Annotated in this window: 19 protein-coding genes and 2 tRNA genes; 14 read left to right on the forward strand and 7 right to left on the reverse strand. The window is 62.7% G+C overall.

From position 1 onward, the window contains the following. The 10 genes from dnaA to D5R93_RS00050 all read left to right on the forward strand — a co-directional run bounded on the left by dnaA (nucleotide 1) and on the right by D5R93_RS00050 (nucleotide 12,549). The gene (dnaA, locus tag D5R93_RS00005) at nucleotides 1-1,701 is read left to right on the forward strand and encodes a chromosomal replication initiator protein DnaA (protein WP_119835365.1); all 1,701 of its coding nucleotides are present in this window, start codon (nucleotides 1-3) and stop codon (nucleotides 1,699-1,701) included. A gap of 618 nt (nucleotides 1,702-2,319) precedes the next feature. After that, the gene (gene dnaN, locus D5R93_RS00010) at nucleotides 2,320-3,450 is read left to right on the forward strand and encodes a DNA polymerase III subunit beta (RefSeq protein WP_120205647.1); all 1,131 of its coding nucleotides are present in this window, start codon (nucleotides 2,320-2,322) and stop codon (nucleotides 3,448-3,450) included. Nucleotides 3,451-3,466: 16 nt separating this feature from the next. After that, entirely contained in the window at nucleotides 3,467-4,684 is a 1,218-nt protein-coding gene (gene recF / locus D5R93_RS00015; RefSeq protein ID WP_120205649.1) for a DNA replication/repair protein RecF, read from the forward strand. Next, complete coding sequence (locus D5R93_RS00020) at nucleotides 4,677-5,357, forward strand: DciA family protein (RefSeq protein ID WP_119835364.1); 681 nt, start codon at nucleotides 4,677-4,679, stop codon at nucleotides 5,355-5,357. Before recF ends, D5R93_RS00020 begins: the two co-directional genes overlap by 8 nt. Before the next feature lie 255 nt (nucleotides 5,358-5,612). Next, nucleotides 5,613-7,673 carry a DNA topoisomerase (ATP-hydrolyzing) subunit B gene (gene gyrB / locus D5R93_RS00025; RefSeq protein ID WP_119835596.1) on the forward strand — a complete coding sequence of 687 codons (2,061 nt, stop codon included), beginning with the start codon at nucleotides 5,613-5,615 and terminating at the stop codon, nucleotides 7,671-7,673. Nucleotides 7,674-7,790: 117 nt separating this feature from the next. Continuing rightward, nucleotides 7,791-10,475, forward strand: coding sequence for a DNA gyrase subunit A (gyrA, locus tag D5R93_RS00030; RefSeq protein WP_120203026.1), 2,685 nt, complete (start codon nucleotides 7,791-7,793; stop codon nucleotides 10,473-10,475). Further along, on the forward strand, nucleotides 10,472-10,969 hold the full coding sequence (locus D5R93_RS00035) for a DUF3566 domain-containing protein (RefSeq protein ID WP_119835362.1): 498 nt from the start codon (nucleotides 10,472-10,474) through the stop codon (nucleotides 10,967-10,969). Before gyrA ends, D5R93_RS00035 begins: the two co-directional genes overlap by 4 nt. A gap of 49 nt (nucleotides 10,970-11,018) precedes the next feature. Further along, nucleotides 11,019-11,092, forward strand: a tRNA-Ile gene (locus tag D5R93_RS00040). A 173-nt stretch (nucleotides 11,093-11,265) separates the two neighbouring features. Further along, nucleotides 11,266-11,338: transfer RNA gene (locus D5R93_RS00045), tRNA-Ala, on the forward strand. A gap of 449 nt (nucleotides 11,339-11,787) precedes the next feature. Then, nucleotides 11,788-12,549, forward strand: coding sequence for a Rossmann-like domain-containing protein (locus D5R93_RS00050; RefSeq protein WP_120203028.1), 762 nt, complete (start codon nucleotides 11,788-11,790; stop codon nucleotides 12,547-12,549). A 19-nt stretch (nucleotides 12,550-12,568) separates the two neighbouring features. Here D5R93_RS00050 and D5R93_RS00055 read toward each other — a convergent pair whose 3' ends face one another. Both D5R93_RS00055 and D5R93_RS13665 read right to left on the reverse strand, forming a co-directional pair. Next, nucleotides 12,569-13,435: an aldo/keto reductase gene (locus tag D5R93_RS00055; RefSeq protein ID WP_120205651.1), complete on the reverse strand. Its 867-nt coding sequence runs from the start codon at nucleotides 13,433-13,435 to the stop codon at nucleotides 12,569-12,571. Between the two features lie 192 nt (nucleotides 13,436-13,627). Beyond that, nucleotides 13,628-14,053: a hypothetical protein gene (locus tag D5R93_RS13665; protein WP_243106826.1), complete on the reverse strand. Its 426-nt coding sequence runs from the start codon at nucleotides 14,051-14,053 to the stop codon at nucleotides 13,628-13,630. A gap of 363 nt (nucleotides 14,054-14,416) precedes the next feature. Between D5R93_RS13665 and D5R93_RS00065 the strand changes: the two genes are divergently transcribed. Both D5R93_RS00065 and D5R93_RS00070 read left to right on the forward strand, forming a co-directional pair. After that, entirely contained in the window at nucleotides 14,417-14,938 is a 522-nt protein-coding gene (locus D5R93_RS00065; protein ID WP_120205653.1) for a peptidylprolyl isomerase, read from the forward strand. 379 nt (nucleotides 14,939-15,317) lie between these two features. Then, nucleotides 15,318-15,947, forward strand: coding sequence for a rhomboid family intramembrane serine protease (locus tag D5R93_RS00070; protein WP_310732061.1), 630 nt, complete (start codon nucleotides 15,318-15,320; stop codon nucleotides 15,945-15,947). Nucleotides 15,948-16,126: 179 nt separating this feature from the next. Here the strand turns inward: D5R93_RS00070 and D5R93_RS00075 are convergent, their stop codons facing one another. Beyond that, nucleotides 16,127-16,504 carry a cell division protein CrgA gene (locus tag D5R93_RS00075; protein WP_243106827.1) on the reverse strand — a complete coding sequence of 126 codons (378 nt, stop codon included), beginning with the start codon at nucleotides 16,502-16,504 and terminating at the stop codon, nucleotides 16,127-16,129. A gap of 179 nt (nucleotides 16,505-16,683) precedes the next feature. Between D5R93_RS00075 and D5R93_RS00080 the strand changes: the two genes are divergently transcribed. After that, nucleotides 16,684-17,463, forward strand: coding sequence for a class E sortase (locus D5R93_RS00080; RefSeq protein WP_119835359.1), 780 nt, complete (start codon nucleotides 16,684-16,686; stop codon nucleotides 17,461-17,463). Beyond that, the gene (locus tag D5R93_RS12965) at nucleotides 17,463-17,621 is read left to right on the forward strand and encodes a hypothetical protein (RefSeq protein ID WP_162933729.1); all 159 of its coding nucleotides are present in this window, start codon (nucleotides 17,463-17,465) and stop codon (nucleotides 17,619-17,621) included. Before D5R93_RS00080 ends, D5R93_RS12965 begins: the two co-directional genes overlap by 1 nt. Before the next feature lie 92 nt (nucleotides 17,622-17,713). Here the strand turns inward: D5R93_RS12965 and pknB are convergent, their stop codons facing one another. The 4 genes from pknB to D5R93_RS00100 are packed head-to-tail and all read right to left on the reverse strand — an operon-like array spanning nucleotide 17,714 to nucleotide 24,220. Continuing rightward, on the reverse strand, nucleotides 17,714-19,765 hold the full coding sequence (pknB, locus tag D5R93_RS00085) for a Stk1 family PASTA domain-containing Ser/Thr kinase (RefSeq protein ID WP_120203033.1): 2,052 nt from the start codon (nucleotides 19,763-19,765) through the stop codon (nucleotides 17,714-17,716). Beyond that, complete coding sequence (locus D5R93_RS00090) at nucleotides 19,762-21,012, reverse strand: serine/threonine-protein kinase (protein ID WP_119835357.1); 1,251 nt, start codon at nucleotides 21,010-21,012, stop codon at nucleotides 19,762-19,764. Before D5R93_RS00090 ends, pknB begins: the two co-directional genes overlap by 4 nt. Then, complete coding sequence (locus D5R93_RS00095) at nucleotides 21,009-22,502, reverse strand: peptidoglycan D,D-transpeptidase FtsI family protein (protein WP_119835356.1); 1,494 nt, start codon at nucleotides 22,500-22,502, stop codon at nucleotides 21,009-21,011. Before D5R93_RS00095 ends, D5R93_RS00090 begins: the two co-directional genes overlap by 4 nt. Then, complete coding sequence (locus tag D5R93_RS00100; protein ID WP_119835355.1) at nucleotides 22,499-24,220, reverse strand: FtsW/RodA/SpoVE family cell cycle protein; 1,722 nt, start codon at nucleotides 24,218-24,220, stop codon at nucleotides 22,499-22,501. The genes D5R93_RS00095 and D5R93_RS00100 overlap by 4 nt, the downstream gene beginning before the upstream one ends. Nucleotide 24,221: the final 1 nt, after the last annotated feature.

The raw sequence follows: 24,221 nt of genomic DNA on the forward strand, positions 1-24,221 counted from the left end.
GTGCCCGATACAGCCAACACCCAGTGGCTTTCCGCCCTGGAGGTCCTCTCCACCTCAGGGGAGCTGGGGCAAGGCAAGATGTCCATGATCCGTATGACCCACGTCATCGACGTAGATGGAACCCTAGTCCTTGTCGTTGGGTCCGCCTTCGCTAAGGACGTTGTGGAGCAGTCACGGGCACCGATCGCTGCTGCAGTCGCTCAGGTGTGGGGCCATCCTGTGCCTATTGAAGTGACTGTCGACACATCTTCGGAAGGGACTCGCCTTGGCAGACCTAACTCCCCCAGGTCCCAAGAACCGATGAACCTCGCCACAGCTCACCTTAGTCATGACACCACTCCAGGTCACGTCGAGATGCCTACGTACGCCGCTAACCGCACCGAGCACCCGGCCAACGGTACTGACATCTACTCGGAGGCCCCGGCTGCCCGGGGATACGCTGTAACAACTGGCACGGCACCTACCTCCATCGGGAGCGGGTCCCCTCTCGGTACGGACCGTCGGACTACTACTCAACCTCAGGAGACAGCCTCCTCGTCTGTCACTTCGTCAGCCGCCGAGAGCACTTACCGCTCCACTGCGTCCCTCTCCGCCGTTAACCAGTCACCCTCCTCCCTACTGACCCCCACTGCCGCAGACGACATCTCCCAACTCAACCCACGCTACACCTTTGACACCTACGTGACGGGTTCCTCCAACCGGTTCGCCCACGCCACTGCTCTCGCTGTGGCCGAAGCACCTGCCCGAGCTTACAATCCTTTATTTATATATGGCGGATCAGGTCTCGGAAAAACACATCTCCTCCATGCAATTGGGCACTACTCGCGAACGCTTAATCCCGGTATCCGTGTCAAGTATGTCAACTCCGAAGTCTTCGTCTCCGACTTCATCGCTTGTGTACGCGACGGCAATCAAGATGACGGTCGCATGGAAGGCTTCAAGCGGCGCTACCGCGAGGTAGATATCCTCCTCGTCGATGACATCCAGTTCCTCCAAGGAAAAGAATCCACTTTAGAAGAGTTTTTCCACACCTTCAACTCCCTGCACTCTTCCGGAAAGCAAGTAGTTCTTACCTCTGATCAGCCTCCCAAGGCACTAGGCGGCCTCGACGAGCGCCTGCGGTCACGCTTCGAATGGGGTCTTCTAGCCGACGTCCAGCCCCCCGACCTGGAGACTCGTATCGCGATACTGTCACGCAAGGGATCTGCTGAAGGCCTCGACCTGCCGCTGGACGTTCTGGAGTACATCGCTTCGCGTGTCACGACCAACATCCGTGAACTCGAGGGAGCGCTTATCAGAGTCACCGCTTTCGCTTCCCTCAATAAACAGCCGGTAGACCACACGTTGGCAGAGATGGTTCTCAAGGATCTTATCTCCGACCCCGAGGGCCAGGAAATAACCGCCTCACTCATCATGGCGCAGACCTCCGACTACTTCGGTATCACGATCGAGGACCTTTGCTCCGCCAACCGGTCTCGCACAATCGTATCCGCGCGCCACATTGCTATGTATCTATGCCGTGAACTCACCGACCTGTCACTGCCCAAGATCGGTCGCGAATTCGGAGGACGCGACCACACCACAGTCATGAGTGCCGACAAGAAGATCCGCACACTGATGGCTGAGCGTCGCTCCACTTTCAACCAGGTCACAGAGTTGACCAGCCGTATCAAGCAGGCTGCACAGTCCCCACAACACTGACCAACCCCGCCTGGGAACCTGACGCTGGAGCTCTGGGGACCTCCTCCGCGCGGCCGTAGTCCCCTACAAACTCCGTATGCCGGGCCACCATGGTGACCCAGATGGTGCGACCACCGCCAGTACGACCCGTGTGGATACTTCTGTGGAGAGTAGGTGGATGACAACCTGACACAGTGTGGAGACCCAGAGGCTACATGTGGAAACACATTGCTGTAAGTTCCCTGTCTCCACCGCTCCTACTGTCCGATCACCAGAACCACTCCTTTGTGGTTCCACAGAGGTCACCGCGCGGTTCCCGCCTAAGAGCCAGTTCTCCCCAGGATTCACATGTGCTACTACACCTACAGAACAGGAACTTCTTACATGAACGGCACAGCGCAGCCATCGAGGCTCCCTCAGCGCCCTGGACCTGCCTGGGAACCCTCACGGCCGACTCATGCCGAGGCTGCTGTACCAGGTATGGTCGGGGGCGAGGCTGTCAGACTAGTGTTGGGGTGACGTCTAGACTCCTCCGTACGGATCGGTCACGGACCAGCCGTGCCAACGATCCCGCTCCGCTCCACAGCCAGGGACCTGCTGGAGCCAGGGACCAGGAACATCGACAGGAAGGCACCTACCGTGAAACTCAGGGTTGATCGTGACGTCCTCGCTGAGGCTGTGACCTGGACCGCTCGTTCCGTCCCGACCCGGCCTCCGGTACCGGTCCTGGCGGGGGTACGCCTGGAAGCCATAGGAGCGACCTTGGTTCTGGCGTCCTTTGACTATGAGGTGTCAGCACGTAGCGAGGTCGCTGCCGAGGTAGAAGAGGAGGGCGTTGTCCTGGTGTCGGGAAGGCTGCTTGCCGACATCGCCAAGTCTCTGCCCAACAAGCCTGTAGAACTTGAAGTCGAAGGAACTAAAGTCACTGTCACCTGTGGGTCGTCCCGCTTCTCCCTGGCTGCCATGGCGGCAGACGACTACCCTGTCTTGCCCACCATGCCCGCCGTGGCGGGGACAGTAGACGCTCATGACCTGGCTCGGGCGGTGGCCCAGGTCTCTGCTGCCGCGTCACGCGACGACACTCTTCCTCTGCTCACCAGCGTACAGATAGAAGTTAAGGGCGAGTCGCTGGTCCTGATGGCCACTGATCGTTACAGGCTTGCGGTACGTGAGATGACATGGAATCCGTCGCACGTAGAGATCGCCACGACAGCGTTGCTCAAGGCCCGAACCTTGTCTGACGTCGCCAAGTCCCTGACCTCCTCGGGTGAGATCACCCTTGCCCTCTCGGACGACAGCACCTCGTCCGGACGCATCGGGTTCGAGGCTGGCGGTCGACGAACTACCTCCTTGCTTACCGATGGCGACTACCCGCCGGTGCGTCGGCTGTTCCCGGAGACAACGACCATCCATGCTACCGTCGGAACCGAGGAACTCATGGCTGCGGTTCGGCGCGTAAGCTTGGTCGCTGAGCGCTCCACACCTGTCCACATGACTTTCACCCAGGGTACTCTCTCCCTTGATGCAGGCCAGAGTGACGACGCGCAAGCCTCCGAGCAACTTGTGTCCCACCTTGAGGGCGACGATATTACGACTGCCTTCAACCCCGCTTTTCTGCTAGACGGCTTAGGTGCGCTGGAGCATCCTTATGTCAGACTTGACTTCACGCACTCTTCCAAACCCGCGGTACTTACCGGCGTGGACTCTATCGGTGGTGACGAGGATCCCGGCTTCCGCTATCTCATCATGCCGATTCGGTTCGGTGCCTGACTACTTCAGCAACAACGTGTACCTCTCTGACCTTTCCTTGGACAACTTCCGTTCCTACAAGGACTTGGTTCTCTCCCTGTCCCCCGGGCCCACCGCTTTCGTAGGCCCCAACGGCCAGGGGAAGACCAACCTGGTAGAGGCTGTTGCCTATATGGCGACGCTCTCGTCGCACCGAGTTGGTGCGGACACGGCTCTGGTACGCCGTGCCCCTCCTGGTTCTTCCCAGCCTCAGGGAGCCGTCTTGAGAGCAAAGGTGGTGCATACAGATCGTCCCACTGTCCTGGAGATCGAGATCATTGCGGGGAAAGCTAACAGGGCTAGGATTAATCGTGGAAACTGCCGTCCTCGTGACCTGCTGGGAATCCTGCGCGCCGTCGTCTTTGCTCCGGAGGATCTTGCCGTGGTGCGTGAAGAACCCGGGCTGCGTCGCCGCCTCCTGGACGACTTGGCAGTTGCACTGCGACCGGGGCTGGCAAGTGTGCTCGCCGAGCACTCCAAGATCCTCGCTCAGCGAGCTAGCCTTCTGAAGTCGGCGCGTGCCGCACGGTCGAGTGCGACCGGCACCAGATCGGTGATCTCCACCTTGGAGGTCTGGGACGCCCAGCTTGCTGATGTCGCCTCCCGTCTTATCGCGGCCAGGATTGAGGTGCTACGCCGGTTGCGTCCCTGGGTGGAGTCCTCCTATGAGACTGTCTCCGTAGGACGGTCTTCCGTCCATGCTGCCTATCGATCTAGCCTGGACGCCCATGAAAGGACCGGAGATCCTGACCCACAGCGCAAGGAGACCTGGCACGAGACGGAGGAGGCGCTTCGGGACCCGGCCGCGGTCGCGGTGCGGCTGAGGACGGCGATGGCTCAGCTTCACGAGCGGGAGATTGACAGGGGAGCAAACCTTGTTGGCGCGCACCGTGACGACCTTAGTCTGTTCCTAGGGGGGCTGCCAGCTAGAGGGTTTGCTTCTCACGGGGAGCAGTGGTCCCTCGCCTTGGCCCTGCGTCTGGCTTCTTACGAGATGCTGCGGCACAGCGCCGACACCTATGGTGGTGATTCCGAGCCCGTCCTCATCCTTGATGATGTATTCGCCTCACTGGACCAGCAGCGGCGTCGTGCCCTGGCTAAGATGGTCGCGAATGCCCAGCAAGTGTTGCTGACAGCGGCGGTGGACGCTGACGTTCCTGCAGAGTTGAACGGAGCACGCTTTCATGTTCTGGGAGGGAAGGTGACCAATGACTGAGCAGGGACCTGGTTCTCCCCAGCAGCCTAGTCGCGACAGTCAGGAGCCGGTTGACGTCCTTGCCCAACGTGCCCTGGTACGTCAGCGGCGCCGTGCCTGGGAGTCGGGAGAGACGCAGGCTCCTGGGTGGATTACAGACCATGAGAAGAAGGTGGCGCCATGGGACCTTCGACGTGAACGTGATCGTGCCCTGCAACTGGATGAGGACCCGGATGAGCGTGGACCTGGACTGGCGCGCGGACGGGACAGGCCTGGTCCCACTCCCTACGACCCTCGCACGGGCCGTGAGGAGTTGCATCGTATTGTCACGGGCCATGGCTGGGTAGACAGGCTTGCTGTGGCTTGGACCGTGTCTCAATGGTCCGGTATCGTGGGGGAGCAGGTTGCCCAGCACTGTACCGTAGAATCCTTTAACGCCGATCAGGTTACCGTGCGCGCCTCATCCTCTAGCTGGGCCCAGCAGTTGCGGCTGCTTCAGCCTACTATCGAGGCGCGTGTCGCCGAGACGATGAAGTCGGCGCCCGCGGGCACGATGGATGTAAGGAGCCATCCAGGGCAGACCCGCCCCCGTCCTCCTGTGACGCTAAGGATTCTCGGGCCCGCGGCACCGAGTTGGCGACATCGCGGAGTGGGGCTGCACGGAGCGCGTGGTCCTCGCGACACCTACGGGTAACTTTCTTGTAACTGAGGTGACCACAGGCACGTCTGTGAGGGGCTCGTGCTCGCCGGGACATGTGCCCTCCTGGGCTAGAATGCCTCTGAGCGCCCACGGTGCGCCCATGACCGTCCAGATGACAAGCACCTCTTGTAGCGCGGTGTCCAGACCAGGATCGGCCCAAGGAGGGAGCGGGACGGAGACATTCGGACCACCCAGGTCCCTTTTGCGCACAGAACGAGGAGCAACTGACACGTGTCTGACCAGGACATCATGACAACTTCCGAGGCAGCGCTCTCGGGAGACCTTGATCCGACGGCTTCAGGGGGTAGGGACTACGGGGCCTCGGACATCACCGTCCTTGAGGGACTGGAGGCAGTTCGCAAGCGTCCCGGCATGTACATCGGGTCTACCGGTGAACGTGGTCTGCATCACCTGGTCTACGAGGTAGTAGATAACTCGGTGGACGAGGCCCTCGCTGGCTACTGTGACCACATTGAGGTTACTCTCCTGGCCGACGGCGGTGTACGCGTGACGGACAACGGGCGGGGTATCCCTGTCGACAACCATCCCACTGAGCAGCGACCGACTGTGGAGGTTGTCATGACAATTCTCCATGCTGGAGGAAAGTTCGGTGGCAGCGGTTACGCGGTGTCTGGCGGTCTTCACGGAGTGGGAATCTCCGTGGTCAATGCTTTGTCCACTCGTGTCGAGACGGAGGTATGTCGACAGGGGTACAAGTGGCGCATGTCCTTTGCGGAGGGCGGCAAGCCGGTGACTGACCTCGTGCGGGAGGCACCTACACAGGACACGGGGACGACTCAGACCTTCTACCCTGATCCTGCTGTCTTTGAGACGGTCAGTTTTGACTATGAAACCCTGCGCCGACGGTTTCAGCAGATGGCCTTCCTCAATAGGGGCCTGCGTATTACTCTGACGGACGAGCGCGCCGGTGTACAGGACTCGGGGGACGAGATAACTGGGGATGAGGCCGGGCCCGCTGACGACCCGGTCGTAGGGCACCGCAGCGTCAGTTACTGCTACGAGCACGGCCTGCGCGACTACGTGGCCTTTCTCAACACCTCCAAGAAGACGGACCTGATTCACCCTGAGATCATCGCCTTTGAGGCTGAGCAAGTTACGGAGGACGGGCGGTCTATCAGCCTGGAGATCGCCATGCAGTGGACAAGCGCGTACTCGGAGTCCGTGCACACCTATGCTAATACTATCAACACAACGGAGGGCGGTACCCATGAAGAAGGCTTCCGTACGGCGCTGACGACACTGGTTAACAAGTACGCCCGTGATAGGGGGCTGCTCAAGGACAAGGAGGACAACCTCACTGGCGATGACGTCCGTGAAGGACTGACTGCAGTGATCTCGGTCAAGCTCTCAGAGCCACAGTTCGAGGGACAGACCAAGACCAAGCTCGGTAATACTGAAGCCCGCAGTTTCGTCCAGCAGACGGTCTATTCCCAGCTCGGCGATTGGCTCGACTCCCACCCGGGTGAGGCGAAGGCCGTAGTCACCAAGGCTATTCAGGCCGCTACCGCGCGACTGGCCGCCCGTAAGGCGCGAGAGGCTACCCGACGTAAGGGTGTCCTGGAATCTGCCTCTATGCCGGGAAAGCTGCGTGATTGCTCCTCCCGTGTGGCTGAGGAGTGCGAGATCTTCATTGTCGAGGGCGACTCTGCTGGGGGATCTGCCGTGGGTGGACGTGACCCGGAGCATCAGGCGATCATGCCGATTCGGGGAAAGATCCTCAACGTGGAGAAGGCCAGGCTGGACAGGGCGCTGTCCTCGGAAACAATCCGCAGCCTCATCACGGCTTTTGGCACAGGTATCGGAGAGGACTTCGACATCTCCCGGCTGCGCTACGGCAAGATTGTCATCATGGCTGACGCCGATGTTGACGGGCAGCATATTGCCACCCTTCTTCTCACGCTTCTGTTCCGGTATATGAGACCTCTTATCGAGCATGGGCATGCTTATATTGCTATGCCCCCCCTGTACCGGATCAAGTGGGTCGGTACCGACCACGAGTTCGCCTATTCGGATGCCGAGCGTGACCAGCTCCTCGAAACTGGGCAGGCAGCCGGACGGCGCCTGCCCAAGGAAGGTGGTATCCAGCGGTACAAGGGTCTAGGCGAGATGAACGACCATGAACTGTGGGAAACCACGATGGATCCGCAGCACCGGGTTCTCAAGCAGGTCACCCTTGATGAGGCGGCTGACGCCGACGAAACCTTTGCCATTCTCATGGGCGACGACGTCGAACAGCGCCGCTCATTCATCCAGCGCAACGCAACAGATGTGCGCTTCCTTGATATCTGAGCACCCTGGTGCTCATGGCCTGCTGGCTGGTCCTGGGCCGGGGCCGTCTCGTGCCCCTGGTTGTCCAGGTGCCAGATGGATCAGGTGGATACCGAAACACAAGACCGAAGGAAACCCGTGAGCGACGAGAACACCACCAGCATCGACGGTACCGAGGAGACGGATCGGGACCGTATCCAGCCGGTCGACCTGCAGATGGAGATGCAGCGCTCCTACCTTGACTACGCCATGAGCGTCATTGTCGGACGGGCGCTGCCGGACGTGCGTGACGGACTCAAGCCCGTGCACAGGCGTGTCCTCTACGCTATGTACGACGGCGGGTATCGGCCCACCTCATCCTTCTCCAAGTCCTCCCGCGTGGTGGGTGAAGTGATGGGAAACTATCACCCCCACGGTGACGGTGCCATCTATGACGCCTTGGCTCGTCTGGTGCAGTGGTGGTCTCTACGCTATCCTCTGGTAGCCGGCCAGGGTAATTTCGGTACTCCTGGGAACTTGGGACCGGCCGCGCCTCGCTATACCGAGTGCAAGATGGCTCCTCTGGCCATGGAGATGGTCCGAGACATTGATGAGGAGAGCGTCGACTTCCAGGACAACTACGACGGGCGTAATCAGGAGCCGGCGATTCTTCCTTCACGGTTCCCCAATCTGTTGGTTAACGGATCTGAGGGGATCGCGGTGGGTATGGCCACCCGTATCCCTCCGCACAACCTGCGTGAGGTCGCCAGTGGTGTCCAGTGGTTCCTCTCCCATCCTGAAGCGTCCCGCGAAGAGCTTCTTGAGGCCCTCATCGCCCGGATTCCTGGCCCTGACTTTCCCACTGGTGCCACGATCCTGGGACGTCGCGGCATTGAGGACGCCTACCGTACCGGTCGCGGCTCGATCACCCAGCGTGCAGTGGTGGAGGTTGAGGAGATCCAGGGACGCCAGTGCCTTGTGGTCACTGAGTTGCCCTATCAAGTCAATCCTGACAACCTGGCCGACAAGATCGCCCAGCTGGTGCGTGAGGGCCAGGTTCAAGGAATTGCCGACATTCGTGATGAGACCTCGGGACGTACCGGCCAGAGGCTGGTGATCGTCCTCAAGCGCGATGCTGTCGCCAAGGTGGTACTCAACAACCTCTATAAGCGGACTCAGCTGCAGGACAACTTCGCCGCAAACATGCTGGCCCTGGTTGATGGTGTGCCGCGCACTCTGAGCCTGGACGGGTTTGTGCGTCACTGGGTCTCCCACCAGATTGACGTCATTGTGCGGCGGTCACGCTTCCGACTGCGCAGGGCGGAGGAGAGGCTGCATATCCTGCGCGGTCTTTTGGCTGCCATTGACGCCCTGGACGCGGTGATCGCTCTTATCCGTAGATCGCCCACCACCGAGGAGGCCAGGAGCGGACTCATGGAGCTGCTGGGAGTTGACGAGGCCCAGGCTGAAGCTATTCTCTCCCTCCAGTTGCGTCGTCTGGCTGCTCTGGAACGCCTGAAGATCCAGCAGGAGTCTGACGACCTTACCACCCGGGTAGCTGATCTGCGTGACATTATTGCCAGTCCTGACCGTCAGCGCGGTATCGTCTCCTCCGAGTTGGCTGAGATCGTGGACAAGTATGGAGACGAGCGGCGTACGACGATCGTGCCTTTCGATGGCGAGATGAGTCTGGAGGACCTCATCCCCGAGGAGGACGTGGTTGTGACGATTACTCGTTCCGGTTACGCCAAGCGGACCCGTACTGACGCCTACCGGTCTCAGCACCGGGGAGGTAAGGGCGTCAGGGGCGCGGTCCTTCGGGAGGACGACGTGGTCAGCCACTTCTTCGTCACCACGACTCACCGCTGGTTGCTTTTTTTCACCAACCTGGGGCGAGTCTATCGGGCCAAGGGCTATGAGCTCCCTGAGGGAGGCCGTGACTCCAGGGGCCAGCACGTGGCAAACCTCCTCGCCTTCCAGCCCGGGGAGGAGATCGCCCAGGTCATGGAGCTCACGGACTACGAGCAGGCGGACTATCTTGTGCTCGCTACGCGCCGGGGTCTGGTGAAGAAGACCAGGCTGCAAGAGTACAATTCTAACCGCTCTGGAGGGGTTATCGCCATCAACCTGCGACAGGACGAGGAGGGAAGAGCCGACGAGCTGGTCTCTGCGCGCCTGGTCTCCGAGGGCCAGGACCTGCTGCTGGTCTCCCACCACGGTCAGTCGCTTCGCTTTCAGGCGGACGATGCCACGCTACGGCCGACCGGACGTGCAACGAGTGGCGTGACCGGTATGCGCTTCCGGCCGGGTGACTCGCTGCTCGCCATGGATGTCATTGACCCCTCCTGGAGGGACGCGGATCTGTTCGTGGTGACTGAGGGAGGGTACGCTAAGCGCACCAACGTGGCTGACTACCCTGTCAAGGGGCGGGGCGGCCTCGGGGTCAAGGTAGCCAACCTAGTGGAGGAGCGTGGCGAGCTGGTGGGGGCGCTGACGACCGCGCCCAGTGACGAGGTCATGTGCATCATGGCGTCCGGGAAGGTTGTGCGCTCTGCCGTCTGCGAGGTCTCAGTCACCGGAAGGACGACACAAGGTGTGACTTTTGCCAAGCCTGATGAGGGTGACCGCATCATCGCGGTGGCTCGTAACGCTGAACGGGACCTTGACAGCCCGGAGGTGTCTGGGAAGGAGCCACAGGAAGACGCAGCCGAAGACCAGGTGAAGCAGCCTGACACGGCGCTTCTTGGCGTGGTAGCAAGTCAGGATACCCAGACAGTCACGGATGCGAGCACCACGGGTGAGGCGGTAGCGTTGCCTGATGAGGAGAGCGAGGTAGAGGCATGAGCCAGCCGATATCCATTCCGCCTGGTGGCGGGCCGCCCCAGCCTGTGGGAGACGCTGTGTCCGTTGTGGAGGCGACGACCTCCGGGTCGAACACGGAAGAGAAAAAGTCTAAGAAGAAGATCGTCGGTCCACGGCGGGTGCGGCTTGCACTCACCCGAATCGACCCGTGGTCGGTGATGAAGGCCTCCTTCCTGCTAAGCTTTGCTGCGGGGGTCATGGTCATTGTGGCTACTGCTTTTACCTGGCTGATGCTCGACGCAATGCAGGTCTTCTCCACGATTGAGGACCTGGCCAGGACAGTCGCAGGCGAGGACTCTAACGCCTTCACCGCCCTCATGACCTATCTACAGCTGCCACGTGCCCTTGCGATGGCAACGATCGTTGCAGTTGTCAATATGATTCTCATCACTGCTTTAGCAACGGTGGGCGCTTTCCTGTACAACATCACTGCAACCTTGGTCGGTGGGATTCATCTCACGCTCGCTGACGAGTAACTGACTTGGCCGTTCTGGGCCGAGTGAGATAACCTCGTTCCAGTGGCACGGGCCTATAGCTCAGTCGGTTAGAGCGCATCCCTGATAAGGATGAGGTCGCTGGTTCGAGTCCAGCTAGGCCCACTTCAGCGAAGTTGGTAGGGGATCCAAATGTGTAGTCGCGGTTTTGTCCCGATTATGCTTCTCACCGCCTTGGCTACTGGGACCTACGTCTTGTGGTTGAGGTTAGAGTCGGATTGTCGGCAACGGGCCACCTGGGTGGAGGTAGCTGACCCGCTGGACTGAGGTCCAGTACCGGGGCCATGGCGCAATTGGTAGCGCACCTGCTTTGCAAGCAGGGGGTTACGGGTTCGAGTCCCGTTGGCTCCACCTAGCGATGGAAACTGACTCCTCCTCTGGTAGTTCTAGGCGGGGATTACCCTAGAGGCGCTTGGACCGCGGCCAAGGACAAGGCGTTGGCAAGCCAGCATGGTTGGAGTGCAGGTGGCTGTCTGGGCGCTTCTTATTTAGTTTGGGATCTGTCAGACTCTGACGGAGGCTATTTTACCGGGCGCGTGTATTGGAGTCTTACTTAGGCGTTACAACCACCAGGTTGCTGGAGGTCGCAGTCAAGGTCTCCTCAACAGGTGTCAGGAGTAGTATCCGGGTGCGGCTCCCAGGGAGAGGATGTGCCTGGATTTTCGTTCTCGGCCCGCGTAGAGTGAGGAGCGCTTCACCTTGTCAACCAAGTCGGCTTACTGTGGCATCCAGGTCTCCTGGCCCAGGCAGCGGACCTGGGTACTCGGGCCGGTGAGCTGAACGGGGAACGGAGACATAGCATGACTAATCCGTGGGAGATCTACGACGCTCTCATCGACTGCCTTCCCGCCGACATCCGTGTGACACGCACCGGTCAGGGACCGCGGTGGACCCGTGTGCTTAACTCAGCCGAATCGGTGGGGTCAGCCTGGACCATGGATGTACGGAGTCGACCGGCTCTGGTTGAGGACTCCGCACTGATTGGTAAGTCGTTGCGTGACGTTGCCGCACTGGTGCGTTCCTGGAATCTGGCGGAAGCTAGCGTTGGGTTGGCTGCTGTGAACTCCTGGTACTCCGCACCGGGCACCGCTGAAGGCAACGGCTTTGTCCCTACCGGTGAAGGGACTACCTGGAGGCAGGTCTTTGACCCCTTTGCTGCCGATATCGCCGGGAAGAAGGTGGCGGTCGTAGGTCATTTCCCCTTCGCGCAGGCCGCACTGGCTGGGGCCGCGGAGTACAGCTGCCTGGAACGCGTGCTGCAGCCTGGGGACTATCCGGACAGTGCCTGTGAGTACATCCTGCCTGAGTGTGATTATGTGTTCATCTCCTCCTCGAGCTTTGTCAATAAGACGACGCCACGCCTGATCGCCCTGTCTCGGCAGGCCTACACGGTACTTGTGGGTCCTTCCACCCCCTTGCATCCTGTGCTCCTCGACCACGGGGTGGATACCGTGACCGGCTACGTTTTTTCTCCCGATGTTGCCCAGGCGGACGCCTTTGCCGAACTGGTGCAGGACAATACTATTGGTTCTGGTTACCGTGTCCACAGGCACCGGGCATAACTTGGACGGGCGGTGCGACTTATACCTGGACCCGGTCGGGATGAGATCCCGTACGCTGGCCGCGGTCCAAGGCATCGATCGCCGCCACCTGCTCCTGGCTCAAGGTAAAGCCGAAGACGTCACCGTTGGTCCTGATGCGATCAGAATGCACCGATTTGGGGATGACTACGAAGCCTTTTTGTAGATGCCAGCGGATGACTACCTGCGCCGGACTTACCTTCAGGTCCTGGGCTATCTGTACGACCACTGGGTCCTGAAGAACCTGTCCCCGGCCCAGCGGCGACCAGGACTGCGTAACGATACCAAGCCGCTCATGGATGCTACGCAGCGACTCCTGAGTCAGCCACGGATGGAGCTCGACCTGGTTGACGGCTGGTACCACCCCGGTGGCCTCAGTGATACGGTGCAGGTGCTCAGCAGTGTAGTTCGATACCCCGATCGCCCGGACTCGACCCGAGTCAAGAATCTTGATCATAGTGCGCCAGGTATCCACCAGGTCAATTCCCGCAGACATGGCCAGGGGCCAGTGCACCAGGAACAGGTCCAGGAAGTCCAACCCCAGGGCGTCGAGAGTGGCGTCAAGGCTGCGCAGCGCATCGTCCCGCCGGTGGTTGGGATTGTCGAGTTTGGAGGTGACAAACAACTCCTCGCGCTGTAGCCTGCTGGCCGCGAGAGCGCGGCCCACCCCTGCCTCGTTGCCGTACATCTGAGCCGTGTCGATATGTCGGTAGCCTAGCTCGAGCGCCGCCAGGACCACGTGCTCAGCGTCGTCATCAACTACTTTGTAGGTTCCGAGACCCAGTTGGGGGATCATCGGGGGTGTTGATGGTCCAGCGGGACTTATGCCGTGAGTCAGGGGGATGAGGTCTGCTGGCAGTCCGGTCATGGTGACAGGGTACACAGGAGCAGGGTGCGGGTACAGGCAGGCTGTGGTCGCACGGCAACGGCGGTGGCGTACCCGCAGGTACACCACCGCCGTCTACGTGATTCAAGACTGCCTAGCCAGAGCAATACATAACTGCTGCGGACTGGGAGAAGACGATGCTAGGACAGCCGCCGCGTGCAGGATCTATCCTGCTCAGGCCTCAGGGGCAGGAGGAGCTGGCGGGACGGTCGGCGGTTCCGTGCTGTCGCCCTGCTGAGCAGTGTCAGGGGTGGCCGCAGCGGGAGTAATGCCGTATCCAGTGTCCTGGGCATCAGTGGAGTCTGCCCAGTACTCTTCTGCCCAGGGGTCCTCTACCGGCTGGCTACGACGCCACATGACGTAGGCAGCGCTGGCTGTCGCACCGGCGAGAGCCAGCCAACCCAGTGTCTTGAGGACGCGATGCTTCTTCTGCTTCTTCACAGGAACCTCCAATGCGGCGGACTTTGCGGCGACGGCCGCGCGCTGAGCGCGTTCCGTCAGGTTGCCGTCCGCCTGGGCAGCAGCCTGGGCGGCGACAGCGGCACGTTGCGCGCGGGGCACGTAGTCTTCCACGACGCGTAGCCGGGCTTCCTCAACCACAGGTTCCAGTCGGACCTGGGTGTCCTTAGCGGCACGAGCAACATCCGCACGCGCTTTACTGACACGTGGCGCCAGCCACACGGCAGTGCGGGCAGCCCGGTCAGCAACCGTCTCAGCAAGAGAGGCGGCCCCCTGGCGGAGTTGACCACTGTCAATTTTTGCGTGGGTCTTGCAGCACGTCTTCTTGCAGCACAGCATGATGTCGCTCCCTCGCTCGGGACGGAAGGTAGAACAGAAACTATGGTCGCACTGCCGCGGTGATCGTGCCCAACGGAGGAACCGGGGTTTTGCCTGGGGTGAACAGCGTAACGGTCAAGGTGGCGGCTACTGCCCCAAGGGCCAAGCCGTGCAACCATGGCTGCTATGGAAGCGACTCTTCACACGAACCACGGTGACATCCGCCTCGAGCTCTATCCTGAGCAAGCCCCCAAGACCGTCTCCAACTTCGTGGGGCTGGCGACAGGTGAGAAGGCATGGACTGACCCGCGCACAGGGGAAGAGTCCAACGCGCCGCTGTACGACAACGTCATCTTCCACCGGGTGATCCCTGGCTTTATGATCCAGGGGGGCGACCCCCTGGGGACCGGTACCGGTGGTCCGGGGTACGTGTTCGACGACGAGATCGACCCCTCCCTCACCTTCGCTGCTCCCTACGTGCTGGCTATGGCCAACGCCGGCAGGCGGCTGGGGAGAGGGACCAACGGCTCACAGTTCTTCATTACCACGGCACCCACTGAGTGGCTCCAGGGAAAGCACACGATCTTTGGTGCGGTGACGGACGCTGCCTCCAGGCAGGTTGTCGACGCTATTGCCGGCGTCGCCACTGACCAGCGTGACCGCCCCGTGGAGGACGTCGTCATCACCTCCGTATCCATCATGCCGTGAGCCCCGCCCCGTCAGTGCAGGTTGTCAGCCTGAGAGCGCCCCTCCCAGCAAGCGGTTGGTCCCTGTCCGGTTCCGTCCTTGCCAGCCCCGACGGCCAGCCTCGACCGCACTGGCACGCAGTGAGAGACGCGCTACGGTTTCACAGGAAAAATAGATGAGTCAGCAGCCTGTCTCCACTCCTCCTGTCTGCCCTCGACACCCACAGACTGCTGCCTATGTGCGTTGCCAGCGTTGTGGTCGCCCGGTGTGTCCTGAGTGCCAGGTTCCTAGCCCTGTCGGTGTCCACTGTGTGGACTGCGTACGTACCTCGCAAGCAGGTCGGCGGCGTGTGCGCACTGTCCTGGGTGGCAGACCGACGTCAGGAACTGCTGTAACCAACATGCTGATCTTGGCCTGCGTCGTGGTGTATATAGCCCAGTTTCTCCTTCAGACCGCCTCCATCCCCCTGGACCGGCTGCTCGGATTCGTCCCCGCTGCTGCCCTGGAGGAGCCGTGGCGGTTCCTGAGTACCGCTTTTCTCCACGGGCCACCGCTTCACCTGGCATTCAACATGTGGGCGCTGTGGGTCCTGGGCTCTGTCCTGGAACCGCTGCTGGGACGCTGGCGGTTCCTCGCTGTCTACCTTCTGAGCGCCCTGGGCGGGTCTGTGATGATCTACCTGCTGGCCTCCCCGGCCTCCCAGGACTGGGTCACCTTGACGGTCGGCGCCTCAGGCGCGGTCTTTGGCCTGTTTGCCACGACGTTTGTGGTACAGCGACGCCTCGGACGTGACACCTCTCAGATTGTGGGGCTACTGGTCCTCAATGCCGTGATCTCCCTCCTTGGTGCCAACATATCGTGGCAAGGCCACTTGGGGGGGCTGCTCACCGGCGGCCTGCTGGCGGCGGTTTTTGCGTGGGCGCCCAGAGACAGACGCAGCCTGTACGGCGTTGTGGCGACAGTCGGTGCTGCTGTGGTCCTGGTGGCCCTGGTGCTTGTCCGCAGCCTGCTGGTCCAAGGACCTGGGTGACTGTCATGCCCTGCTGGTGTCCATGGAGGCCAGTCAATAACTGAATGACACCGATGTGGTTGTCCCCAGGTGTGGACACATCTGTGGAATCACATCGCTGTAGTTATCCACATGTGTGTACTCACCTGGGGACAAACGCTCCCAGTGCTGTGTACCCCTGTTCACGGGCGGGTACCGCGTTACCTCCAGCGAAGAAGCCCCAGGAAGCCCACCATCATGATGAGAAAGCCGATGTAGAGGTTGCCGTTGAGGAGCCAGTCGGAGGCGTGGTTCTCCTGGAAGTACGGGATCGGGTACTGTCCCTGGAAGAGGTAGGTGATCACGACCCAGAGCAGGCCGATAACCAGGAGAGACACCATCGTCGGGGCGTACCAGCGGGGGGAGGAGGTGTCTCTCACCTTGGTAGGAGTACGGGAGACCCGGTTGGCTGCCGCCCGGGACTGCTCCTCCAGCGCCCTGGCGCGCTTTGCCGGGTTACCTGACCGTAGTGCGTGCCTCAGGTCGGTATCGGACAGGCGCGGCTCGGTGTTCTTCCCAGACTTCTTCCACAGGGCCACGTGGGTCTCCTCACTGGCGGTTGGCGGTTTGGGGACCGCCACAAGTACGTATTCCGCCCTAGCCTAGAGCATGGCGCGAGACGTCCTGGACGTCTGTACTGTGATACGTCCACCACGGGAGACCTTGCGCTTATCCTGGTCTGCCACCAGACTGGGCCTCCCACACCGAAAGAGGTCTGATGTCCAGAACCCATTCTGTGCGCCCCCCGGTGCAGGCTCGTGACCGCAAGCGTGGTAGACGTTTTGTCAACGCGATCCTCACCGGTGTCGGAGAACTTCTTATCACCTCGGGACTCGTTGTTGCCCTGTTCCTGGTCTGGCAGCTGTGGTGGACGGGGATAGATGCCTCGGCAAGCGCCGCTGCTGCTACGACGAGCTTTGAGCAGACCCAGGTGGACTCTCCTGAGGTGGAGGGCACCCGCCACTATGAGGACCCTCCTGCGGTCCGCCCGGTCGGGAACGGACAGACGATCGGGATGCTTGTCGTGCCCAAGTGGTACGGTGTCACGAACAACAACATGCCCGTGATCGAGGGCACGGGATCTGATGTCCTGGACCAGGCAGCTGCTGGTCACTACCCGGAGACCCAGCAGGTTGGTGAGGTCGGGAACTTTGCTGTGGCCGCCCACCGTCGTACCTACGGCAACTCCTTCAGGCGTATTGACCTCCTGGAGGAGGGTGACGAGGTGATTATCTCGACTGCCGATACCTGGTATGTCTACACGGTCACCAGTCATGAGATTGTCATGCCTGACCAGGTTGAAGTCCTCGCTCCTGTTCCCGGGGAACCGACAGCGACGCCCACCACCGCCATGCTGACGATGACGACCTGTCACGGGGAGACGACCGGGGAGTGGGGCAACGACCGCCGCTGGATTGTCCACGCGGAGCTCTCCTACTGGATGGATCGCTCTGAGGGGCGTCCCGCATCAGTTCTCAACGACCCGGAGGTGAACTGATGTACGGCTGGATCTGGAGACATCTGCCCGGACCCTGGTGGCTGCGGGCACTTCAGGCGCTCCTCCTGACAGCGGCAGTGGTCTACCTGCTTATGGAGGTCGTCTTCCCGTGGGCGAACGAGACGTGGAACTTGTCCGGAAACGCCGACGTGGGCTAGGGCGGTGCTAGCCCCTCAACGGTAGGTGGAGCAAAGCACCGGTATAGAAATAGAAGAGAGGAAGAGATGTCGTCGCCCACTGCGACGTACGTCTACTCCTGATCCTGGGAGTCCTCCTCGTCGTCGGCAGCAGCCTCCTCACCGTTGTTCTGAGGACCGTCGGAGACGGTTAGCCTGACTCGCGTACCACGTTCCACCTCGGAGCCTGGTGACGGGCTGACAGAGATGACGTCTCCTGCTGGAACCGAGTCAGAGGAGGCGAGATCAGCCTCGCCGTCGACGCTCAGCCCGGCACCCTCCAGGGTAGCCACCGCTTCCTGCTGGCTCATACCGGCCACGTCAGGCACGACAACCGCCTCGGCTGTAGAGGCTGACGTGGCTGGGGACGTGGCCGTCGGTGTCGGGGTGCCCGCACCGCTGGAGACCACGATATTGACCTCGGTGCCCTGGGAGACCTGGGTGCCGGCTGCTGGGTCAGACGAGATCACCGTGCCCTCAGCGACACTGCTGGAAGAGTCCTGGCTGACGTTACCGACACTCAGGCCGACAGATGTCAGTGCCTCACGGGCCTCCGCCTGGGTCATACCGGTCAGGTCCGGGACCTGGGTCTCCCCGGTGGACAGGACCAGAGACACGGTCGAACCGCGCTGTACTGGGTTGCCAGCGACAGGGTCGGTGCGGATAACCCTGTCCTTGGCGACAGTTCCCGAGTCCTCCGTCGTGGCGTTACCGACCTGCAGCCCGGCCTCCTCAAGGGTGGTGCGGGCCTCGTCCTGGGTCTTGCCGGAGACGTCGGGCACATCAACCATGGCTGAGCCCCCCGAGAAGTAGACGGTAATGGTGGTGCCTGTCACGGCAGAGGTACCGGCCTCAGGGTCGGATGAGACGGCAAGACCCTCGTCGATCGTGTTGTGCGAGACGTCCTCACCTCGGCTGAAAACCAGCCCAACTGCCTCTACGGCTTCGCGTGCCTCGTCCTCAGTCATCTCAGCGATGTCGGGGACGGCGACCTCGGTCGGGGAGGCCGAGGGCTCAGGAGCAGGGGTACCTCCGATACGGCCGGAGGCGTACAGTCCCGCGACCACTGCGGCAGCCAGGAGCAGGACCACCAGCAGCGCACGTAGCCACAGGCGCCCTCTGCGCTGTGACGGCGCGGACTGCGCCTTGTCGGAGGAGTCCGCCGGTGCCGGAGCCTGGGAGCCGACCGCCTGGGCGGCAGCGGGGGCAGTCGCAGACGCCGCTCCAGCGGCTGCCCAGGAGTCTGCCGCGGGTGCGGCCACCGCCAGTCCCTGGGCAGCCGCCTGCAGGTCAGCACGCATGTGGGCGGCATCCTGGTAGCGGTCCTCGCGGCTCTTGGCCAGGGACTTGAGAATGACCCGGTCCAAGGACTCGGGCACGTCCGCCGCCAGTGCGGAGGGGCGGCGGGGGATCTCACGCACATGCTGGTAGGCGATGGCCACAGCGGAGTCGCCCTGGAAGGGCGGCTGACCAGTCAGCAGCTCGTAGAGGAGGCAGCCGGTGGAGTACAGGTCGGAGCGGGCATCGACGCTCTCTCCCCGGGCCTGCTCTGGTGACAGGTACTGGGCTGTACCGACTACCGTGTGGGTCTGGGTGACGGTGGAGGCCGAGTCCTCAATGGCACGGGCGATACCGAAGTCCATGACCTTGACCGACCCGGTCGAGGTCAGCATGATATTGCCAGGCTTGATGTCGCGGTGGACGATACCTGTGCGGTGAGAATACTCCAGGGCGTCAAGGACACCGGTGACGATCTCTACGGCCTCAGTGATAGGGACCGCCTCACCCTCGCTAAGGAGCTCGCGTACAGAGTGGCCCTCGACATACTCCATGACGATATAGGGGACCAGCCTGACGGCGCCGGAGTGCTGTGGCAGCTCCTCCTCGCCGGAGTCGTAGACGGCGACGACCGCGGGGTGGTTGAGTGCGGCAGCGGATTGTGCCTCACGGCGGAATCGCTCCTGGAAGGTGGGGTCGCCAGCAATGTCTGAGCGCAGCAGCTTGATGGCCACCCAACGTGACAGCCGGGTGTCGTAGCCAAGGTGCACCTCGGCCATGCCTCCACGTCCAATGAGATCGCGGATCTCATAGCGGCCCGCGAGGACCTGGGGGAACTGACTGGTCACAGTACCTCCTTGACAGGGAAACCGGCACCCGAGGTCGCTGTCGTCGAGGCCTCAGGAGCTGGGTCAAGCGTACCTAGACCTGCCAGGACTGCGCTCACAGCCAGAACGAGGACGAAGAACCGCAGGGACGGCAGGCGCATACCCATAAAGCGGCGGCCGGAGGCGTGCCTGGGAGTGCCTTCCGGGGCGTCCTCGGAGTTCTGCTGGCTCCGGGCGCCTCCGGGCTGGCTGACGGCCTTGGGTGTCGCGGCTGCACCGGGGGTCTGCGGGTGCGCAGGCTGGGCTGTCTGTCTCGGCCGGGTCGGATGGGTCGAGAACGCAGAGTCCCTGGTAGAGCCCTCGGGCTGAGGAGCCTCGTGTCCGGGCTCCTGGCGGCGGCCTGTCGCTTCCCAGCCCAGTGCCCCGCTGGAGGTCCAGGGCTCAGGTGGCAGGTTGACCACGATACGGTCCAGGGTGCGGGCTACCTCCCGGGCCGAGGCAGGACGGTCCTTCGGCTTCTTTGCCAACAGGCTTAGGACGACGTCGCTGACCTGGGGAGGCAGGGTGTCCGGAAGCGGAGGAACGTCGTCGTTGACGTGGGAGAAGGCGATGTCTACCTGGGTGGCGCCAGTGAATGGGCGCCGCCCAGCCAGTGCCTCATAGGCGATAATCCCCAGGCCGTAGAGGTCACCGGCAGGAGTGGCCATGTTGCCCATGGCCTGCTCGGGGGCAAGGTACTGGGCTGTGCCCATGACCATGCCGGAGGCGGTCATCGGCCGCTGGTTCAAGCCGGTGGAGATGCCGAAGTCCGTCAGCTTGGCCAGGCCCTCACGGTTGATGAGGATGTTGGAGGGCTTGACGTCACGGTGTACGACCCCAGAGTCGTGCACGACCTGGAGGGCGCGGGCAACCTGGGCTAGGACGGGCAGGATCTCCGAGGGGGGGAGGGTGCCCCGCTCCGTCAGGATGTCGGACAGCGCCCTGCCCTGGACTAGCTCCATGACGATCCAGCCTGTGCCCTCTTTCTCCCCCGAGTCCAGGACTACCGCAAGATTGGGGTGGCGCAGGCCGCGGGAATTGGTGGCCTCGGCACGCAGACGCGACAGGAAGATCTCGTCGCCAGCCAACTCTGGTCGCAGGATCTTGACGGCAACGGCCCGGCCCGAGCGCAGGTCCGTGGCCCGCCATACCTCGCCCATACCTCCCAGGGCGATACGCTCCACCAGGGTGTAGCGGCCCTGGAGCTCCAAGCCGACACGAGGTCTCACTGGTCCACCACCGCGTCAATCACTGTGGCGGCAATAGGGCCGGCCAGGGAGCCACCCGTAGCGGTGGAGTCGGTGTCGGCACCGCCGTCCAGCACAACGGCAACTGCCACGTCGGGGTTGTCGATGTCCGTCCCGGCGAAGCCGACGAACCACGTCGTCGGGCCGCCCTCGTCCGCTCCGGTCTCGGCGGTGCCGGTCTTGCCAGCCACTGTCACGCCCGCTACCTGCGCAGTCCGGCCGGTACCCTCGGCAACAGTCTGCTGCATCAGCTGCGACAGGGAGGCGGCTGTGTCCTCGTCGATCGGGGTACGAGCCACGGACGGAGAGGCCGTGTCCACGACGTTGAGGTCGGCGTCCAGTGTGCGCGAGACCAGGTAAGGGGACATCTGGGTACCCCCGTTGGCCACGGTAGCCGCGACCATCGCCATCATCATCGGCGTTGCCCGTACCGACGCTTGGCCGATCCCAGCCATGGCCGTCTGGGCCTCGGAGGTGTTTGCGGGGTAGGTCGAGGGCGTGACCGTCAGGGGGATTGCCATGTCGCTGTCGAAGCCCCAGGCGCTGGCCTCCTCCGCCAGCTCCTCCTCTCCGACGTCGATGGCCAGCTGCGCGAAGGGAGTGTTGCAGGACTCCATAAAGGCATAGGCAAAGCTGACTGAGCCGTTGCCGCAGGACTCCCCCGCGTAGTTGCTCAGTGAGTGGCTGGTCCCTGGCAGGGTGATCGTGTCCGGGGCGCTGACCTCGGAGTCGGTGCTGACCGTTCCCAGGCGTAGGGCTGCAGCGGTGGTGAGGATCTTGAAGGTAGAACCCGGCGGGTACAGGTCGCCACCGATGGCACGGTTGGTCAGGGGCTTGGCGGGGTCCTCGTTGAGGGCTTCGAGAGAGGCCTGGGCCGCGCTGCCGTCGTGGGTGGCGAGCGTGCTGGGGTCGAAGGAGGGGGTGGAGACCATGGCCAGGACCGCGCCCGTTGAGGGGTCCAGGGCGACGACAGCGCCCTGGCGTCCCGCCAGGGCATCGTAGGCCGCCTGCTGCGCCTGGGGGTCGATCGTCAGCTCCAGGGCGCCTCCGCGCTGGGCACCCCCGGTGACGAGTGACCTGACACGAGAGGAGAACAGTGAGGGGTCGTCCCCGTTGAGCACTGAGTTGCCGGCACGCTCCATGGCGGTCATAGAGGCGAAGGAGGTGGCGAAGTACCCGGTGATCGGCGCGTACAGCTCGCCCCCCGGGTAGGTGCGCTGGAAGGTGTAGGCGTCGTCCGACTCCACGGTGTCGGCCACGGCGGTGTCACCGACGAAGATAGGTCCTCTGTCGGTGCCGAACTGCGCGTAGACCGTGCGTGAGTTCCGCGAGTCGGTCACAAGCGTTCCGTAGGGGGAGGCCGACTCCCACAGAGCGGGGCGCGCCAGTCCCTGCACGCTGGTCAGTGACGCGGACAGGGCAAGGAACATCACCAGGACCAGGATGGTGACCTGACGGATCTGACGGTTCATGTGCTCTCCTGCCCCTCTGCTCCTGTGCTACCAGGAGGTGCCTGCTGGATCCCTCGAACCGGGGTCGGTGGCAGCGTCGCCTGGTGTGCGGGTGGACCCTGGTAGGGGCCGGGCCACTGAGGTTCCTCGTGCGCACCCGCAGTCGTGATTGTGGTCGTCTCCGCGTCGCTGCCCAGGAATCCGGGGACGTCCACGGTGCCACCGTACCCGTCGGGGGCCAAGGGGGTTGCCTGCGGGTCCGGGACGGCGTCATCGTCCATGGTGCCGTCGTCGCGGGCGTGCAGGACCTGACTGCGCAGCGAGCTCGGCAGTTCGGCGGTATCGATGATCTGAGGTGCCTGGGTGGAGGGGCGGCGGGCGGCGTCGGACAACCTCACCAGCAGCGCCAGGATGATCCAGTTAGAGATGAGGGAGGAGCCACCGTAGGCCAGGAAGGGCGTGGTCAGACCGGTGAGCGGGATGAGCCGGGTGACTCCGCCAACCACCACGAAGACCTGCAGGCCGATAGTGAAGGACAGTCCGGTGGCCAGCAGCTTGCCAAAGCCGTCCCGCAGGGCCATGGCGGTGTGCAGCCCTCGCTGGACCAGGATGAGGTACAGCAGGATAATCGCCAGGGACCCGGTCAGGCCCAGTTCCTCACCCAGAGAGGCAATGATGAAGTCAGAGTTGGCGAAGGTGACCAGGCTGGGATAGCCCTCACCCCAGCCTGAGCCCACCAGCCCCCCTGAGGCCATGCCGAACAGGGCGGTCACCAGCTGCCAGGAGCCGCCGATACCGTTGTACACCTCGGGGTCCATAGCGTTGAGCCAGCCGTTGATACGCTGCTGGACGTGGCTGAGGTGGGTCGCGGCGAACCAGGCGGCGGGCAGGAACAGCAGCCCGCCGATGAGCAGCCAGGAGGGGCGGTCTGTAGCCACGTAGAGAACCACGACGAACAGGCCGAACAGCAGCACCGAGGAGCCCAGGTCACGCTGGAGTACCAGGACGACGATACTCACGCCCCACACCACCAGCAGCGGTCCCAGGTGACGGGCACGTGGCAGGTTCATCCACAGCACACGGCGTCCTGCCAGTGCCAGGTTGTCGCGGTTAGCCACGAGGAAGGAGGCGAAGAAGACGGCCAGCAGTACCTTCGACAGCTCTGCCGGCTGGAAGGACATGGGACCGATGATGATCCAGATGCGGGCGCCATTGACCGTCCGGCCGATGAGGGGCAGGAAGGGGAGCACGAGAAACACGAGTCCCAGCCACATGGCCCAGCGGTCCCACCGCCGCAGGTGCCGGTGGTCACGGACCACCAGGACTGCGCAGAAGCAGAGGACGCCCAGGACGGTCCAGATCAGCTGCCTGTTGCCGACGTAGTACTCCGGCTGGTCGTTGCTGAGGTAGGCCTGGTCCAGCCGCTGGATCATGGCCAGACCGATGCCGTTGAGGGCGACTGCCGTGGGCAGGATGACAGGGTCAGCCCAGGGGGCGGTGCGACGGACCCACAGGTGGACGACCAGGGCGATAACGGCCAGGGCGACGCCGAGCTGGAGGGTCTGTGCCGGGGAGGCGCCGGTGCGGTTGAGGGCGGTCAGGACAAAGCCTCCCAGACCGATGACCAGGGCGATGCCAAGCAGTGCTGCCTCCGTCCAGCGGCCTGACCGCCGTGGGGAGCCGGCAGGGTGGATCGTGGCCACGCCCGGAGGGGTGCTGGGAGCAGGGGCGGCGCTCATC

Source organism: Actinomyces lilanjuaniae, assembly GCF_003606385.1.
In the GTDB taxonomy this organism is placed as follows: domain Bacteria; phylum Actinomycetota; class Actinomycetes; order Actinomycetales; family Actinomycetaceae; genus Actinomyces; species Actinomyces lilanjuaniae.